This is a genomic window from Solibacillus cecembensis, from assembly GCF_050272495.1.
GTDB lineage: Bacteria > Bacillota > Bacilli > Bacillales_A > Planococcaceae > Solibacillus > Solibacillus cecembensis.
The window spans coordinates 106,845-125,235 of record NZ_JBNNMF010000006.1 but is presented as its reverse complement, the minus strand read 5'-3'; the positions used below and the strand labels follow the sequence as shown (position 1 = coordinate 125,235).

15 protein-coding genes are annotated in these 18,391 nt (G+C 37.8%); 3 read left to right on the top strand and 12 right to left on the bottom strand.

Going from position 1 to position 18,391, the window contains the following annotated elements:
* Window positions 1-76: 76 nt before the first annotated feature.
* From ACQKIH_RS07365 to ACQKIH_RS07350, 4 genes are all read right to left on the bottom strand, one after another.
* Entirely contained in the window at window positions 77-1,273 is a 1,197-nt protein-coding gene (locus ACQKIH_RS07365) for a DUF2812 domain-containing protein (protein ID WP_427764606.1), read from the bottom strand.
* Window positions 1,266-1,586 (bottom strand): PadR family transcriptional regulator, encoded by a 321-nt coding sequence (locus tag ACQKIH_RS07360; RefSeq protein ID WP_427764603.1) that lies wholly within the window; start codon window positions 1,584-1,586, stop codon window positions 1,266-1,268. Before ACQKIH_RS07360 ends, ACQKIH_RS07365 begins: the two co-directional genes overlap by 8 nt.
* A gap of 334 nt (window positions 1,587-1,920) precedes the next feature.
* The gene (locus ACQKIH_RS07355; RefSeq protein WP_427764601.1) at window positions 1,921-3,534 is read right to left on the bottom strand and encodes a flavin-containing monooxygenase; all 1,614 of its coding nucleotides are present in this window, start codon (window positions 3,532-3,534) and stop codon (window positions 1,921-1,923) included.
* A gap of 218 nt (window positions 3,535-3,752) precedes the next feature.
* Window positions 3,753-4,694 (bottom strand): alpha/beta hydrolase, encoded by a 942-nt coding sequence (locus ACQKIH_RS07350; protein WP_427764598.1) that lies wholly within the window; start codon window positions 4,692-4,694, stop codon window positions 3,753-3,755.
* A 211-nt stretch (window positions 4,695-4,905) separates the two neighbouring features.
* Here ACQKIH_RS07350 and ACQKIH_RS07345 point away from each other — a divergent pair, with 211 nt between their 5' ends.
* Window positions 4,906-5,592, top strand: coding sequence for a LuxR C-terminal-related transcriptional regulator (locus tag ACQKIH_RS07345; RefSeq protein WP_236706697.1), 687 nt, complete (start codon window positions 4,906-4,908; stop codon window positions 5,590-5,592).
* A 71-nt stretch (window positions 5,593-5,663) separates the two neighbouring features.
* Here the strand turns inward: ACQKIH_RS07345 and ACQKIH_RS07340 are convergent, their stop codons facing one another.
* Window positions 5,664-6,098 carry a MarR family winged helix-turn-helix transcriptional regulator gene (locus tag ACQKIH_RS07340; protein ID WP_427764595.1) on the bottom strand — a complete coding sequence of 145 codons (435 nt, stop codon included), beginning with the start codon at window positions 6,096-6,098 and terminating at the stop codon, window positions 5,664-5,666.
* Between the two features lie 429 nt (window positions 6,099-6,527).
* Here ACQKIH_RS07340 and ACQKIH_RS07335 point away from each other — a divergent pair, with 429 nt between their 5' ends.
* On the top strand, window positions 6,528-7,976 hold the full coding sequence (locus tag ACQKIH_RS07335) for an MDR family MFS transporter (protein WP_427764592.1): 1,449 nt from the start codon (window positions 6,528-6,530) through the stop codon (window positions 7,974-7,976).
* Window positions 7,977-8,145: 169 nt separating this feature from the next.
* Here the strand turns inward: ACQKIH_RS07335 and ACQKIH_RS07330 are convergent, their stop codons facing one another.
* The 4 genes from ACQKIH_RS07330 to ACQKIH_RS07315 form a co-directional block, all read right to left on the bottom strand.
* Window positions 8,146-8,886 carry a class I SAM-dependent methyltransferase gene (locus ACQKIH_RS07330; RefSeq protein WP_427764589.1) on the bottom strand — a complete coding sequence of 247 codons (741 nt, stop codon included), beginning with the start codon at window positions 8,884-8,886 and terminating at the stop codon, window positions 8,146-8,148.
* A 55-nt stretch (window positions 8,887-8,941) separates the two neighbouring features.
* A complete protein-coding gene (locus ACQKIH_RS07325) occupies window positions 8,942-9,772 on the bottom strand; it encodes a hypothetical protein (RefSeq protein ID WP_427764586.1) in 831 nt (276 codons plus the stop codon).
* A 258-nt stretch (window positions 9,773-10,030) separates the two neighbouring features.
* Entirely contained in the window at window positions 10,031-11,797 is a 1,767-nt protein-coding gene (locus ACQKIH_RS07320; protein ID WP_427764719.1) for an ABC transporter ATP-binding protein, read from the bottom strand.
* The gene (locus ACQKIH_RS07315; protein WP_427764583.1) at window positions 11,787-13,550 is read right to left on the bottom strand and encodes an ABC transporter ATP-binding protein; all 1,764 of its coding nucleotides are present in this window, start codon (window positions 13,548-13,550) and stop codon (window positions 11,787-11,789) included. Before ACQKIH_RS07315 ends, ACQKIH_RS07320 begins: the two co-directional genes overlap by 11 nt.
* A 200-nt stretch (window positions 13,551-13,750) precedes the next feature.
* Between ACQKIH_RS07315 and ACQKIH_RS07310 the strand changes: the two genes are divergently transcribed.
* The gene (locus tag ACQKIH_RS07310) at window positions 13,751-13,981 is read left to right on the top strand and encodes a hypothetical protein (protein ID WP_427764581.1); all 231 of its coding nucleotides are present in this window, start codon (window positions 13,751-13,753) and stop codon (window positions 13,979-13,981) included.
* A 101-nt stretch (window positions 13,982-14,082) separates the two neighbouring features.
* Here ACQKIH_RS07310 and ACQKIH_RS07305 read toward each other — a convergent pair whose 3' ends face one another.
* From ACQKIH_RS07305 to ACQKIH_RS07295, 3 genes are all read right to left on the bottom strand, one after another.
* On the bottom strand, window positions 14,083-15,315 hold the full coding sequence (locus ACQKIH_RS07305; protein WP_427764578.1) for an ABC transporter permease: 1,233 nt from the start codon (window positions 15,313-15,315) through the stop codon (window positions 14,083-14,085).
* Window positions 15,308-16,210, bottom strand: a complete 903-nt coding sequence (locus ACQKIH_RS07300) for an ABC transporter ATP-binding protein (RefSeq protein ID WP_427764575.1) — start codon at window positions 16,208-16,210, stop codon at window positions 15,308-15,310. The genes ACQKIH_RS07305 and ACQKIH_RS07300 overlap by 8 nt, the downstream gene beginning before the upstream one ends.
* 260 nt (window positions 16,211-16,470) lie before the next feature.
* Window positions 16,471-18,381, bottom strand: a complete 1,911-nt coding sequence (locus tag ACQKIH_RS07295) for an N-acetylmuramoyl-L-alanine amidase (RefSeq protein ID WP_427764572.1) — start codon at window positions 18,379-18,381, stop codon at window positions 16,471-16,473.
* Between the last annotated feature and the right edge of the window lie 10 nt (window positions 18,382-18,391).

Here is an 18,391-nt window from a genome sequence, read left to right as displayed (position 1 = left end):
TATTGTTCCTCTTTATATAGTAGTGAAAGTAATTAATTTGAAAAGTACGCCCATTGCAGTATATTTCTACCAAAATCTACTCTCCCTCAAGTAAATTAACTTTTTGAGCCGCATTTCTAATTAAAACATCCATCTCTGCATATCCATTATATCGGACATACATAACCACTTTATCCTTGGAAGCAAATAGTTGTTTCATCTCGGCATCTTTATGAATAATTAATTGGTCAAAGTCAGGATGCTGTTTTTCAACAAACGGTTCCATTTCATCCCCATATGAATACCATTTAATTAAGTCATCTATTAATGGCTCTGCTAAAACTTTAAACCTTAAATGATAAACTTCTGCAGATACGCTTGGTGAATAAGTACCACTTTCATCTAACCATTTCCGATTTTCTATCATACCACTTTCGTCGTACTTATATTGCACAGGTGCGAATACACTCCAATTAGTAGTATATCGATTTGCCCAATCTATCTCATCGATATAATATTCATCCCGTACTAGTAGCGGATTTTGCTCGATATCGGCCAACCGGACAATCGGTAAGTTCGAATCATTTTCTGGTAAGGTGAATGTCTCATGCTTAAATAATTGTACGAATGGAAGAATGGCGCTGACTAAAGCAATGGCTATAAATACAATTGAAAATGCTGTGTTTTTATGCAGACTCTTTTCCCATGGCGCATGATGATCAATTGCCTTACCTTCTTGTAAATTTCTCCGTAACGCTTGAATAGATATCATCGCTCTTGTTGAGTAAAATACATTATAAAGAATGATTAAGCTTAAAATTGTTAGTTGAATTGCATGCCCTTCCACTAATCGTAATACTGGTGTGCCATCTAAAAACCAAATGGCTAATAACATACCGATAATAAATAGAAATCCAATTAAAGTTCCAGTAAAATTTAAAATAAGTCTTTCTTTCAATTGATCTAAAGTATAGGATTGCTCCATTGGATCTGTATGTAACTCTGGTGCATGATTTTCTTCAGGGGATGAAAATACGTGAAAAAACTGATAACTTGTTACATAATCCCAACCAATTTCCTCATACATTTCACTTTGTTCATAGGGCATTCCCTTCTTTTTCGTAACCTCAATTCGGTATTCCATTCGCTTCGGATCGCCTATTTTAAAATGTGCAAAATGCAGGCCCATTTTATGAAGATGCAATCCTTTTGCAGACATATCTGAAAACCAGCTTTCATGTTCCCCAATGCGCCAAAAGTCAGTAGGTCGTAATTTGCGCACAATTTTAGTCATGCTTTTCACCCTCCTCCAATAAAGCACTATCTATAATTAAGGATTTTAAACGTTCATACTCTATCCTTAAAGCCCGCTCACCTTCTGAAGTAATCTCATAAGTTTTCCTTCTGCCATCATCTTTTGATAAAACAATCAAATCGTCTTTTTGCATTCGTGAAAGTACCCCGTACAATGTGCCCGGTCCCATTTTTAATCGTCCATTTGAGACTTCTGTAATCGATTGCATCAGTTGATAACCATGATTCGGACGCATTAACGCTAATAAAACGTAATACATTGCCTCTGTCATAGGTCCACCATTATAAGACATCTTTACCACCCCCACTATTATGTTACACGATATATCGTATAACATAACAATAAAGTTCAATTAACAATTTGTAAATAATTAACTGATAAAATCCCTTACTAATTTTTCAAAACATTCCCTAAGCTACATAGTGCAAAAAGAGATGCTTATTCATTTGCTTCAATCCTCATAAGGCTGTTTACTGTTAAAGCTCAATTTTAGGAATCCATATCACGTTAATTCACATATTTCTTTAAGCATGACAAAGCACATTGCGTCATTTCAGCTTACTTTAACCCAAAAAGGACGCTCCCACTTACACAAGTAGGAGCGCCTTTTCACTTAAAATATTTCGTTACTTTATCGCTTCAGTAGTCTTTAATTGGTAACCTTCATACCCATTTCCAGCGATATCACTGCATATTTGACGATAGCTATTCAACCCACCTAAGTAGATTAAGAAGCCTCGTGTTTTCCCCTCTATATTGGAACCTGTATACCAGGAATCTGTTTTCGTATATAGTGTACTATTGGCAATATCCATACATTGTTTGCTCCATTGTTGTTCTGCCTCTTCGGTTGGCTCAATCGTTTTTATTTGATTCATTTTCAAATATTGCAAGCAGTCCGAAATCCATTCTACATGCTGCTCAATAGATGCTGGCACATTCGTTAATACGGACGGACTTTGTGGACCTGTAATGGTAAAGAAGTTCGGGAATCCAGAAACGCCTAAACCTAAATAAGTTTCAACTTTCTCCCCGTCCGCCCATTTTTCTTTTAAAGTTACTCCGTCGCGACCTATAATATCGAGCTTTAATAGTGTACCTGTCATGGCATCATAACCTGTTGCATAAACGATAATATCTAATGTGTATTCCTTTTCCGCCGTTTGAATACCACTTTTTGTTATGCGTACAATAGGTTGTTCTTTTAAATCAATTAACGTGACATGCTCCTTATTATAGGTCTCATGATAATTTGTATCGATTATTGGTCGTTTCGTCGTATAATAATAATTCGGCAATAAGCTTTCTACGGTTTCTGGATTTTTCACTGTTTCGCGAATTTTACTACGTATAAATTCGGAAACAATGTCATTTGAATTTGGATTTATACCAATATCATTAAAAGTACTTCCGAAACTCAAACCGCCTTTTTCCCATGTAGCTTCCAACATCGCTAGTCGCTCTTCCTCAGGAGTTCCAACAGCTGATTTTGTCGATCGAACATATGGATAACCAGCATAAGAGGCAACGATTCTTTCGCGTATCCCAGCATAATCTGCTTTAAGTTGCGCATTTTCCTCTTCTGTTATTGTCCGATTCCGTGCGGGCGAAGTATATTGTGGTGTACGTTGGAATACATACAACTCAGCTGCTTCTTGTGCGATCATTGGGATGGATTGTACACCACTAGAGCCTGTCCCAATTACGCCGATTCGTTTCCCTTTTAAATCTACAGGTGTATGCGGCCAAGCACCTGTATGATAACTTTCTCCTGCAAAATTATCGCGACCTTCAAAATTAGGAATATTGGAAGTGGATAAGCAACCTACACCCGAAATTAAGTATGTTGCTGTAAACTCTTCCCCTTCGCTCGTTAGGATTTGCCATTGTGTTTTTTCTTCATCCCACTTTGCAGATGACACTTCCGTATTAAATTGCATTTGTTTTTTTACGTCTAACTCGTCTGCTGCGAAGTTCAAATAGCGTAAAATTTCTTCTTGAGGGGCAAATCGTTTAGACCAAGCCCATTTTCTATATAACTCTTCAGAAAACATAAAATTGTAGCAATGGCTCTCCGAATCACAATGCGCTCCAGGATAACGTGCGACATTCCATACGCCCCCAACGCCAGCTGCCTTTTCAAGGGTTTTCACTGTAAAGCCATCTTGGTGTAACTTATACGTCATATAAATTCCCGAAAATCCAGCGCCAATAACTATTGCATCAAAATGATTTGACATTCACATTCCCCTTCCGTTAAGTAGTACAAGATCAATTACGCCTCAGCGTAATTGCGTCCAGATTTTTTTCGAGCTCGATCGAAAAACTCCCCTAAAAAATCTGTGACATCCGCCGGGGCTTAACTTTATTCAGCCAGGGTTTGAACCCCACTGAATAAAATTGCGTATTTGGCATTCACCACCGACTTATAAAAGTAGAGAACTTCTGCTGAATCAAGTTAAATCACTTGTTCAACCTTATTTAAGAACTTCACAATATGCTGCACAGACTGCCTTGTTTCATCTTCAAAGAAAACCATATTACTATAGTAAGCATGAATCACTCCGAGAATCAGTTCGTATTGAACATGAACGCCGTCTTGTTTTAATTTTTCGGCATAAGCGACGCCCTCATCTTTTAGTACGTCATTTTCCGCAGCAATAATAATAGCTGGAGGTAGCCCTTTTACAGAATCATATTTTAACGGTGAAACATCTGGATTATTGGCTTGATTTTCGTCACTCAGGTAATGCTTGCCAAACCATTTCATTAAATTCCGACTTAGTCCAAATCCTTCTGCAAATTCCTTATATGAATCTGTATTAAATTCTAAATTCGTTACCGGGTAAACAAGAATTTGCGATTGAATGGCTGGACCGTTTTGATCCAATGCTTTTTTCGTTATAACCGTAGCTAAATTTCCACCAGCACTATCTCCACCAACTGAAATTTTCTCCGGATCTACATTGATTTCTTCTGCATTTGCAGCGACCCATTCAAGTGCAGCATAGCAATCTTCAATCGGTGTTGGATATGGATGTTCGGGAGCTAAACGGTAATCAACAGATACGACCACAACATTTCCCTCCGTTGCAATCAATCGATTTGCTGCTTCAAACATCTCAACTGAACCGATTACCCAACCACCCCCATGATAATAAACTAATGCAGGGAACGGTCCCTCTCCTTCAGGGGTATAAATCCGAATTCGAATTTCTTCCTCGTTCTTTACTTTTATCGAACGGTCCTCCGATTGATGAATGCTCGGTAAATTATCTTGAGGTGGTGCTGGAGCTTGTGCCTGCATCGCCTTTAATGCAATCGGGTCAAATGATTCAATCTTAGGTCCACTATTAAATACCTCTAAATATGCTTTTGCTTTATCCGTTAAATTTGCCATTTTATTTCCTCCCTTTAGGTAAAATAAATGATGCAATCGCTTACATCATTATTTTATTACGCATCAAAATTAATAGATATTCCTACTTTTCGAGAAATATCCATATACTTTCGTGCTAAAATTTGTATTTTACACCAACTTTTCGTAACATAAGTTATATATTGAATAATGAAATCGGTTATTTTAAAGGGGTGTTCATTTGGAGGTTGGCATGAATTGTTGGGAAAGTGACCTAGAAAAAATTAAAACTCTAGAAGATCCAGACAAAAAAATTAAATTGTTAATGGAAAGTTTTCTCTCCACCTTTTCATTAGAAAAAACACTACTTTTTCGTTATTCCCCTATCGACCATTTAGCAGAAGGCATTTTTTCAGCAACTGAAACTGAATTTAAAAGCATCACATCTGTACGCGATGATGTAACGACCATTCCACCCATATTTGAAGCAATCCAAAAGCAAAGCCCTCAATATTTTGAAGGCAACGATTTTCATTTAACTTTTCCTAGAAAATATATTATTGCCCAAGCTATGGATGCACTACTCGTTGTTCCGATTACTTTCAATTGTGTCGTGATTGGCTACTTTTTAAGTACGCGATTCAAAAAACCCATGAGCCCACAGCTATTAATTGAAGCGCAATTATTTACGAACAAGGTAGGAGAAATACTGTCCCTCTATCCAAGTACTATGAAAAAAAGTGAGATTAAACTGTCGAAGCGAGAATACGAGGTAATGAAGTGCATTGCATTTGGCCATAGTTCAAAACAAATAACCAATCTATTAGATATTAGTGAAACAACAATTAAACAGTACGTTAAAAGTGTCATGGTCAAAACAAATACCCTCAACCGTACACATGCAGTCGCCATTTTATTTCAAAAGGGCGTTTTAAATTAAAAAGGGTTTCTAAAAACGGGTACGCTGAAAAACTTTAAATTGTAAAAAAATGAGCTAGAGTAACTCTAAGCTCATTTTTTTAATTGTAATAAAAGTTCAAATAGCTGCTTACGTTGCTCGATGGAGAGGTTCTCAAGAATAGTGTCCGCGACTTTATCTTGAAAAGTAAGTGCCCGCTCTATATTGGACTTCGCGACTTCAGTCAGTTGAATTAATGTCGCACGACGGTCAGTTGGATCAGGTATACGAATTAACAGTTGATCCTGTTCGAGCGCATCCACTAAATCGGTCACTGTACGTGCTTTGACACCTAATTTACTAGCTAATTCATTCATCCTGATTGGGCCACTTTCAGCAACAGTCGATAACACACGCAGTCTTGGGCCTGTCAGTTGATAAGGGGTGTTCAGCAATACTAATTGAGATTGAAATTCTCTCTGAACGGAATTGGTCGATTTCATTAACATATGGATGATATCTATTGATGCTGGAGAATTTAAGTTCATGAATCAAAACCTCCTTCATTTTTTTAATCATTTAGCTAAGTTTTCCCTAGATTTGTTGAGGCTTTGCTCGGAAAACTATGTATAGAAGTAAGCAGGCGAATTTTACCCAAGCAAGTTAAATTTTTGTTGGTTTGATTATTTTATTGTATACTATTAGTGAGTCTCCTCACTATATTGTATACTCATAATGTGTAAACCGCTATATTTTCAGAAAATTAATTAATGTAATTGATGCTCAAATGTAGAGAAATGCATATTGGAGCGTGGTATAAGGTGTACTTACATATAGCTTTAAAAGCAAACACATAAATAACGGAGGATTGTACATGACTATTATAGCACTAGAATTTCAATAATTTTTAATCCCTTCAGATTTGGGAAATTACAAGACAAATTTCCACTTAAAAATGTATACGAGGAGTTTTATTTATGAATACACAATCTACACCGAACGCTCCGCAACCAAAGGGGCTTGACAATATAAAAAGGCTGCCAATTTTAATATCCATGATCATTGGAGCCTTTTTTACGATTTTAAATGAAACATTATTAAACGTTGCTTTTCCACAATTGTCAATTGAGTTAAATGTAGAGCCCTCGACACTTCAATGGCTATCAACTGGCTACATGCTTGTTGTTGCCGTTTTAATCCCAGCTTCTGCTTTATTAGTGCAGTGGTTTACAACGAGACAAGTATTTATAGGGGCAATGATGATCTTCACTTTCGGTACAATCGTAAGTGCCCTTGCACCTGGATTTTCCGTACTATTAGTCGGTCGTTTATTACAAGCTGCAGGTACGGGATTAATGATGCCCGTATTAATGAACACGATTCTCTTTTTGTATCCGCCTGAAAAGCGTGGTGCAGCAATGGGAAGTATCGGACTCGTTATGATGTTCGCCCCTGCTATTGGACCGACGCTTTCGGGTATCATTCTTGACTCATTGAGTTGGAGATGGCTGTTCTATATCGTGATTCCATTTGCTATCTTTTCCATCATTTTCGCCTTCATCTTTTTAAAGAATGTTTCTGAACCTACGAAACCAAAAGTGGATGTGTTATCCATTATTTTATCGACAATCGGATTTGGTGGGATTGTTTACGGGTTCAGTAGCTCGGGTAAAGGCTGGGATAGCTTCCAAGTATACGGCATAATTATCATTGGACTTATCGCACTATTCTTCTTTGTGTTACGCCAATTGAAACTAAAAGAACCGTTATTGGATCTTAGTCCATTCAAGTTTCCATTGTTTACGTTAACGACCATTTTATTAATTATAATGATGATGACGATGTTCTCGACAATGACATTGCTGCCATTCTTATTCCAAGGTGCATTAGGCTTAACTGTTTATGCAACAGGTCTTATTATGCTTCCAGGTAGTTTATTGAATGGTGTTCTTTCACCTGTTTCTGGGAAGCTGTTTGACAAATTTGGCCCAAGAGCGCTTATTATTCCAGGGACAATCATTTTAGCAACGGTCATGTGGTTCTTTACACAAGTATCGACGGACACTTCAAAAACAACGTTTATCCTTTTACATGTGAGTATGATGATCGCCATTTCGTTAATTATGATGCCAGCCCAAACGAATGGTTTGAACCAGCTTCCGCGAAGTTTATACCCACACGGAACAGCTATTTTGAACACCTTATCTCAAGTAGCAGGTGCGATTGGTGTTGCTTTCTTCATCAGCATCATGACTTCTGGGCAAAAGGAATATTTGGCGCAATCATCAAATCCTACTGACCCAACTCAATTGACTGAAGCTATGGTTTCAGGTGTGCACAATGCATTCATCGTTGGTTTTGGTTTTGCACTACTTGCCGTCGTAGTAGCGTTTTTCGTAAAGCGTGCACAGACACCAGAAAATTAAACGACAAAAAACCTTCCAACATTAGGAAGGCACTAAAAAAACTAAAGTATGTAACTCAAGCAATTACGTGAATGGAAATCCAAATCACGTAATTGCTTTTTCTTTTTTTATCTCATTTAGATGAACTAAAATTACGCTCATGCACTTGGTCCATTGATTATCTAAACAACTAGCCCTTTTTCTTTTCTGTTGAAAACATTAAAAACATCGGCCTACGATTTTCATCTTCCATATCAGGAATGCTTTTTAACATTTCACCTGAAGGAACGGACTCCTTGACCGCATTTATTGTAAAGCCAGCATCAATTAAGTCATTTATATATGTTGAAACCGTACGATGGTATTTTGTAACACCTTCATTTAAAAATGTCGTTTCACGTACCCCTTCGATTTGGTAGTTATCCACTGGCCAATGCAAGCGATTTCCCTGTTCATCATAATACCAATCTTGTTCATCTCGAGCAGTGAAAATTGGATGTTCTACTGAGAAAACAAAGGTTCCACCAGGCTTCAAACATTCATAAATCTTTTCACAAATTGACTTAAACGATTCAATATAATGAAAAGCGAGCGAACTGATGACTACATCAAATTGTGAACTTTGAAAACTAATCTCTTCAATCGGCATTTTTATATACGAAATTAAAGGGTCATTTGTCATTTCACGGGCTTTTTTAAGCATACTTTCAGATATATCTACACCTATGACAGAACTCGCTTGCTGTTCGCGAGCGTATCGACAATGCCAACCGAAACCGCATCCTAAATCAAGTATATTTTTATTTTTTTGATTCGGGATTAGTTCTTTAAACATATGCCATTCTCCCGCTCCCTCAAGCCCTTTAATAGATCTTGGCATTTGCGCATACGCAGCAAAGAAATTGGGGTTATCATATTTATTCTGTTTCATCGTTTATACATCTCCTATTATATAATCTCTGTTTCACGTGTGTTCTAGCCTAGATTTAGATGCCTTCTAATAATCTGTTCGTTTCATCAAAAAGCTCCATATTAATCATTGCTGCAATTACAACTTTAAAAAGATTTGGGTAATCTTTTATAATAAAATTAAGCTGAATGTCTTTAAATAATGCGAGACATGAGGCAACTGGTGCAGAATGAAAATATTCACGCAACAACTGTAAATCAGGTTCTAGTTCCTTGTGAATCTGGAATTGTTCATGTTCTTCACCTTGCAGAACTGCCGTTACAATCCCTATTCTATCTTGCGTTGGAATCGTTACATTTCTTTGTCGCTCCAACTCTATATGTTGTACATAACGATAAGCATTTTCAATAACAGGCATCGGAATATGATCCGTCAAAAACTTTGTTGCACGCGTTTTCAATAATTTCTCATTTTCAGATGGTTGATATAGGGAGTTTGCGTTTTCTGCAGCACATTGATTTTTAGCTGCGACATAGGACTCTTCACAGTCAAATTGATTATAAAACAGTTCACTATCAGTCAAATTTATCTGTAAAAATTCACGCAGATTCTTTGCGATTATGCGCGTTGGACGATCAAAATCCATTGGACTAACGCAAACAATTGGCGCTACATCAAGATCCATTACAGTTCCATAGTCAGTAAGAAATCCATAATGTATACCATCCATTCCAGTATATCCAAATACAACGACATCACTTGGCGTATTAAAATATCTGAAATTCTCTAAAGAAAGATAAAAATTAAAGCAAAGGGAAAATTGTTCATCATCGCCAAGTTCATTTGCTAAATCAATTAATGTTTGAAGTGTAGCTGGTATGTCATATTTACCAAAGTTAATCCTCATTTATTTCTCCCCTTGTTATGCTTTATGATCTCCATCGTAATTTCACAGACCTTGACTATGGAAATATGTCAGCAATCGAATTATGTCCTTTTCCCCATTTTACCAGAAGGGAATGTATGTTCGCAAGTTGTTTTATTCCATTAATTTTGAAATTTTACGTGTAACGCATCTTTAATTGCCAAATTTAAAGCGCAGTTGTTATCCAACAACTACGCCCGAAACGGCATTGGCATTATCTTTGATTGTTAATTTAACACCCTACCCGACAATCCCATTCTGCAATAAATACATTTTTTCATATAACCCTTTTTGTGCGATGAGCTGTTGATGGGTTCCGCGCTCGACGATTTCCCCTTTATGCAGCACTAAAATTTGTTCGGCATCTTTAATCGTTGATAAGCGATGAGCAATAGCAATCGTTGTACGTCCCTTGCGCATCTTTTCAAGCGAATGCTGGATACCCACTTCCGTTTCGGTATCAATGGCCGCTGTTGCTTCATCCAACACCAACACTTTTGGATTGGTCGCAATTGTTCGCGCAAAGGCGATGAGTTGACGTTGCCCGCTTGAAAACGTAGAACCACGCTCCGTCACCTTATTTGAGTAACCGTCGGGAAGTGCCTCGATAAAGTCATTCGCCTGAACGAATTCCGACGCATCCTTCACATCTTCTAACGTCAGCTCGTCATTAAATAATCGAATGTTTGACGCCACTGTTCCATAAAATAAAAACGGATCTTGTAGCACGAGACCCACATTATCTCGCAGTTCTTCTTGAGGATAGTTTTTAATCGATGCACCATCAATCAATATATCACCACGCTCAAATTCATAAAAGCGCATTAATAAATTGATAATGGAACTTTTACCACTCCCCGTATGTCCTACGAGTGCCACCGTCTCGCCTGGATTCACGGTAAACGAAATGTTTTTCAGTACATCTTGCTTACCATCATAGCTGAATGAAATATCTTTGAACTCAATCTGTCCATTTGACACGTTTATTGGGTCATTTTTCTGCGCAGGTTCAAGCTCCTCATTATCTAACAGCGAAAATACACGAGATGCTGCAACAATCGCTTGCTGGAACAAGGCAAGACGCTCCATCATTTGATTTATTGGATCAAAGAAGCGGTTCATATACGTAATAAAGGCGTACACAACTCCGACCTCCACAGCCGTTTCAAATGATGTCCAACCAAAGTAAAAGAGTAAAATGACAATCGCTGTAAAATACACTAAATCAATTATCGGACGAAGCAATAAACTGTTCATTTTCGTATTGGCCATCATCGCCTGAAAATGTTCCTCATTCGTTTTGTCAAAATCGTCATTAAAACGATCTTCTTGGCGGAAAACTTGGACAATACTCATACCTGATAAAGATTCCGCTAAGCGCGCATTTAACTCCCCTAGCTTTTCACGCATTTTCATATACACAACCGCACTCATTTTACGATAAATATAAATAATGTAAATGATGACTGGCAGTAAAAGTAACATCGCAAATGCTAATTTTGCGTTCATAATAAACATAATGATATATACACCGACAATTAAAAACGCAGCTTGCACAAAACTAATGAGTACCGAGACAAACATATCTTTTATCGCCTCGGTATCATTTGTCGCACGTGAAACGATAGAACCCGCAGGCACTTGATCAAAATAACGCATGCCTAATTTATGAATTTTTGAAAATACATCAATTCGCAGTTGCTGAATGACCTTTAGCGCGAGCTCTTGGAATTTCAACATTTGATAATACGTAATGACGATATTCAACACTTGAATTGTGAAATAACTAACCGCTAATATCATGACTGGATTCATGTCAAAATGGCGGGGGGTTAAATAATCATCAATATATACTTTAATTAAATAAGGACCAACAAGATCCCCGATTACCGTTAATACAAGTAACAATAAAGCAATAATTAACAGCTTTTTATGCGGTTGTAAATAATGAAATAGGTGGCGGAGTATGACGCGCTGTTCTTTACTTGAAATCGTTTCATTCACTATGACTGTCTCCCCCTTGCGCTACTAATTGTTCAAGCTGCTGCAATTGATACATTTCAAAATAGCTCCCTTGCATTGCCATTAGCTCTTCATGCGTGCCCTTTTCAATCATTTCGCCTCCATCTACAACGATGATGACATGCGCTTGCTGAATCGAGCTCAATCGGTGAGACGTAATAATGGTCGTTGCATCTTTTCGTTCTTCCTTCAAAGCTTGTAAAATCGCTTCCTCTGTACGTGCATCCACAGCTGATAACGAATCATCTAAAATTAATAATTCCGGCTTCATTAATAACGCACGTGCAATGGAAATCCGCTGCTTTTGCCCGCCAGAAAGCGAAACACCTCGCTCGCCAACTATCGTTTCATAACCCTCTGCAAATCCTTCTATATCTTTATCGATAGAAGCAATTTGCGCAGCAGCCTTTACTTCAGCTCTCGTTGCATTCGGATTTGCAAATGCAAGATTCGAATAAATCGATGCGGAAAACAGGAAATTATCCTGAGGCACATAGCCGATCGCCTCACGCAACTTCATTTTTTGGTATTCATCAATGCGGTGTTCACCAAACATAATTTTCCCTTCATACCCCTCAAATTCACGTAAAATCAGCTTTAAAATGGCCGTTTTCCCTGCACCTGTTTTCCCAACTATGCCGAGTGTTTCACCACGTTTTAAATTAAAATGAATGTGATGGAGCGTCGGCTGTTGGTCTCCTGGGAAAGTAAATGAATCGACCTGGAACGATATATTTCCACTTGGCATCACCCCAATTGCGTTTGGTTGATCATCAATGTCTATTGGATTATTTAATATTTTTTCAATTCGGTCATATGAAGCACTACCTCGCTCAACGATATTAAATAACATCCCAATCGCAAGCATCGGCCATACAAGAATGCTTAAATACGTCGTAAATGTCACTAAATCCCCGAGCGTCATCGCACCTTCTAAAATAAATTTTGTACCAAACCCTAAACTTAGCATAAAGCTCAAACCAACAACAAAGCTAATCGTTGGGTCAAATAAAGAATCGACTTTTGACACACGTAGATTTTTTTCCACGACCTCATCGGATAATTTTGTGAAATCAGCTACATCTTGACGTTGCTGACCAAATGTTTTGAGCACCTTAATGCCCGAAATACTTTCCTGCGTTTTGTCGTTTAGATCAGAAAAAGCTGCTTGTGCATGACGGAAGCGTTCGTGAAGCAGCTTGCCATAATAACTCGTTAAAAAGGCCATAATCGGCATCGGCAATAATGCGATTAATGTTAAGCGCCAATCAATTGTAATCGCCATCGCTAAAACGACAAAACCACCTGTCGTAATCGAGTCAAATAATGTGAGAACCCCACCACCAGCCGTTTGTTGTACGGCGTTAATATCATTCGTTGCATGTGCCATTAAATCTCCGACACGATGCTTTTGATAAAAGGATGGCGCCATTTTTGTAAAATGCTGATGTAGCTTTTGGCGCAAAATTTTGGCTAAATAATTCGATGAGCCGAAAATCATCTGTCGCCAATAATAGCGCAGTGCATACATGACTAACGCGACGACAACAATGCTTCCCAACCATTTAAACAGACTCACTTTCGTCAATGTACCTTCCCCAATTTCATCGATGGTATAGCCGATAATTTTTGGGGGAATCAGTTGTAAAATTGCAACAAATGTAAGCATAATTAATCCAATAACATATTGTTTTTTTCGTTGTCGGAAAAACCAGCCTAACTTTAAAAAAACGTTCAACATATTCACCTTCTTTTTTAATTCTCATTATTTTAGCAAAAAATTAAATATTTTGATATATAAGGTGATATTTTTTTCGGAGTTCGAATTAATTTGTAAAGTAGTAGATTATTCCCCGAAAAATTAACACTATTTTATAATGAATCATGAAACAAACGCGTATGATATTGATCAAACAGAAATAGAGAGGCGTCCATCAAATGTTATCTTTGTGGTATCTTTCATTTCTCATTTCAATCGTTGCTTTTTTTGTTGGTATTGTAAAAAAGTCATGGCACGCACTACTGCTGAGTACGCTAACATTTTTACCGATTGCCTATTATTTTATTGGTGCAAATAATGCATGGCGATATGTAGGTTTTACTCCGATTATTTTACTCGCATTAACACTCCTCTTTTGGCAAATCAACAGAAAAAGACACTCCCGCTAGTATAAGTAGGAGTGCCCTTATTCGTTGATATATATTTTACGGTTATCCGTCTACCTCATAGTTCTAGCGATTTCCGCAAAATATTCATTCCACCTAGCACATTAAGTCGTCACTTTAAACACCGTTTTAATTTTTTGAATCAATCCACCAGATGAATACGTCAGCACGCTGCGTTTATAGAACGTTAAGCTAATGACGTATAGCAATAACGTCGTCCCAACAAGTAACACGAATGAAATAATCGGCTCAATACTAGTTATATCCGTTGCTCCAATACGCATTGGCATCACCATTCCAGATGTAAATGGAATGTACGAGAATACTTTAATTAACAGTGTATCCGGGTTACCCATACCTGAAATCATGACGTAGAAACCGATTAATGTCATCATGAGTGCCGGCATCATTACCTGTCCGGCTTCCTCTACTTTAGACACAAGCGAACCGAATAATGCCCCTAAAATTAAGTACATTAAGATTGTTCCGAATAAGAAACCGATGACGTATAAGAAATAACCGATTGACATCGATTCTAGTAAATCCGTGACAAGCGTCCATTTTTCGCCACCATACGTAAAGCGTAACAACAGGAACAGTGCACCAAATATGATGGCAAATTGCGTAATAGCCACTAAAAAGACCCCAATTAGTTTCGAACGGAAATGCGTTTCAGGCTTCACACTTACGAGTAGCATTTCCAGTGCACGCGAGCCTTTCTCCGATGCAACCTCTGTCGTAATCATCGATAAATACGTTGCAACAAAAATATAAATAACAAAGCCTATTGCATACGATACAAAAATGCCCGCTTGTTTTTCTTCTGTCGATTTGCCATCACTTGCCTGCTCATTTAATGTATGCATCGAAATGATTGGCTCCGCTGATAATAATACCGCCTGCTGCTCCGCTGTTAAATCCATTTGCGCCATAGCATACATTTGGCCCATTTGACTTATAAGACCAGAAATCGATTGTTGGTCATTTAGTGGTAATGGATCTAATGACGTAATATTTGCAGAAAGCTTCCCTTGGTCATCAGTAAGCGTTACATTTGCGTAATACTCGCCTTCTTCTACATTTTTCTTCGCACTATCCGCATCGACTACTTGCCAGTCAAATTGATCATTGCCTTGTAAAAATGGTGCTACGTCAAAATCTGTTTCGTTCACAACACTTACGATTTCAGCATCATCTGAAAACAGTAGCCCTTTAATTTCCGGCCAAAAGATAAATGCACAAATGAGTCCTAAATATAACAAGGTCATTAGGCGAAAAGTTAATGTACGTATTTTTTGTTTATATAATTGCTTCACCAGCACAGAAAATTTAGACATGAGTCGCACCAACTTTCTCTTTGAAAATCTCATGAAGAGATAAATAATCTAGGCTGAATTTTTCAATGTACTGCCCATTCGAAAAATGCTCAAATAACTCACGCGCATAAGATTCATCCTCCAACGTCAGTACCGCATGACCATCGCGATCACGCCCAACATGCTTTACCCCTGACAGTTTTTCAAGGTCGGTATCAGCCATATCAGAATGGACCGTTAATTTCGTTTTGCCATATTGCTTTTTTAAATCGAGCAATGAACCAGAAAACAGTGATTCACCGCGCTTTAGTAAACATAAATGATCGCATAATTCCTCGACATTATCCATTTGATGACTTGAAAATAAAATCGTCATCCCTTGCTCTTTTAAAAATAAAATCGCATTTTTCAGTAGCTCCATATTTACAGGGTCCAGTCCGCTAAATGGCTCATCTAAAATTAAAAACTGCGGACGATGCAGGAAACTCGCGATTAACTGTACTTTCTGCTGGTTCCCTTTTGATAATGTTTCCGCCTTATCATGACGCTTTTCCTGCAAATCAAAACGCGAAATCCAAAAGTCAATTTCCTTTTTGAGCGTTTCCTTTTCCATGCCACGTAATTCACCAAAGAAAAACAACTGCTCCTCCACCTTCATTTGTGGAAAGATCCCGCGCTCTTCCGGTAAATACCCTAAAATGTCACGATTAATTTTCTTAATCGGCTTGCCATCCCACATAATCATGCCTTCCGTTGTATCTTGCAAATCCAATATCATGCGGAATGTCGTCGTTTTCCCTGCTCCATTTTGACCAATTAGGCCAAAAATTTCACCTTTTGAAATGGTAAAATTCAGATTTTGCACCGCGGTAAAATCTTTATAACGCTTTGTTACTTTTTCTAACTGTAAAGTCACCGGTTTCCCCCCTAAATTTCATGAAGTGCTAATTATTTAATAAGCCTTCACAATATTGATTTTTATAGGCCCTTTTGAAAGAAAATACATTTTATCATTATCTTCTCATAACCTTTTATACGTTATCTTAGATTAATAAGTTTCATTTATTTAATATTACTCATGTAAAGCCCCAACCATATCCAGTATAAGGAAATTTTTTCGTTTGCACAACAGAAAAACCTGCCAATTCCAAAATAGGATTTGACAGGCTAATATGATTACTTTGTATAATACTGAACAATCCCGTTATAAATCGATTGTGCAAAAATTTCTGCATACTTATCGTTTGTTAGTTTATCGCGATCTGATGCGTTCGTCAGGAAACCAAGCTCTACTAGCACAGATGGGATAATCATATTTTTAATAACATAAAACGGACCTTCTTTGACACCACGGTCTTTCATATTCGCATTCTTTACAATTTCATTATTTATATATTTCGCTAATAATTTATCCTCTTCAAATTGGTCACCAGCGGAAACATTGTAGTACGTTTCTGTGCCACTTGCTGAAGTAGATGAAGCGGAATTGACATGGACGCTGACAAAAATTTCACCGTGCTTTGCTTTTGTAAAAGCGACACGGTCTTGTAGTGTCGGATACGAATCACCCGTTCTCGTCATATGAACAGTCGCACCGGCAGCCTCTAACTTTTGGCGTACTAGATTTCCAACTTTAAGCGTAATGGCTTTTTCAGTATGTCCATCCTTCCCAGTACCTGGATCTTTCCCACCATGCCCTGGATCAATGATAATAACGCGATTTTTTACAGCATTCCCTGCTTGATTGATGAGTTTAATATACGATTTATGCACATAGCCTGTTTGACCATTTGCCGTCACTTTTGCCCAAAAACCAGAAATCGAGTTTACCGATACCATCGAGCCTTTCGATAATGTTGCAACTGATTTCGAACTATTGTCCGCTGATTCACGCATGTTTAATCCATTCACCGTCACCTTACCCATTAAGTCTGAAGTATTCACTGAATCATCCGGAATTGGATCAGGTGTTGGCGTTGGTTCCGGGTTTTCTACATCTGGGGTTTCATTTTCATTTTCCACAGTTGTCGTATTTGCTTTTACAATATATCCTGGTAAGCCGTCAACTGTTGTTAAATAATAACCGCTACTTTCGTTATAAACTGAAACGGTCGCATCTTGTACAACTGTCCCTATTTTTTTTGAACTTGATGTCGGTTTCACATACAAATTTAATGTTTCATTTGCAATTACTTCTTTAATTGCAGCACCGATTGGATTTCCATTAGCATCCAAATATTTTGTGTAAGATTTACTCACATAGCCAAACTGACCTTTGTAAGAAACCTTTAGCCAGCTACCTTCAATCGCATAAACGGAAAGCTTACCGCCCGTATCAACTTTTCCTAACACAGTCGCATTTGTATCCGGTTTTTTACGGACATTTAATGCGTCCGTTGTCACTGCAATGGTACCAATAACTTGAGATGTATCGACTTGCTCTGGAATTTCTGGTAAATCTAAACGGTATTTATCACTTTTCGCACGTGCGATAAAAGATGCAAACTGCGCACGTGTCACCGCACTTTTCGGCATGTACTTTCCATCACTGCCGTTTGTTATACCATTATAATAAATCGCTTTAATCGATGAAGCATATGTATTTGTTGCAGGAATATCTGGGAATACCATTGGCAAACTTTGATAATCCGCTATGTTAATATCAAACGCTTTTGCTAAAACTGAACTCATTTCTTCACGTGTTAATGGATCATTTGGATTAAATTTAGTCGATTTCTTTTCGAATATGCCAAGTTCAATGGCACGCTCTACATAACCAGAAATTTCTGTACCTGCTTTTACATCAGTGAATGTAGATTTGCTCACTTTTAGTGGTTCATGACCTGCAGAAATGACAACCATTTTCGCTGCATGTCCGCGCGTAACACTAATATTTGGCTTGTAATAAGTCTTTCCCTTTTCATCATAGCCTCTGATTGCACCCAGGTTAATCAAGTACTGAATTTCATCATATGCAGGATGGGTTGTCGCAACATCTACAAATTTGACGTTTGCCGAAGTTGGATTAACGGCTAGCGTACAAACAAGGAGAATCGCAACAAAAAATGTCATCAATTTTTGTTTCATTGTCTTTAGT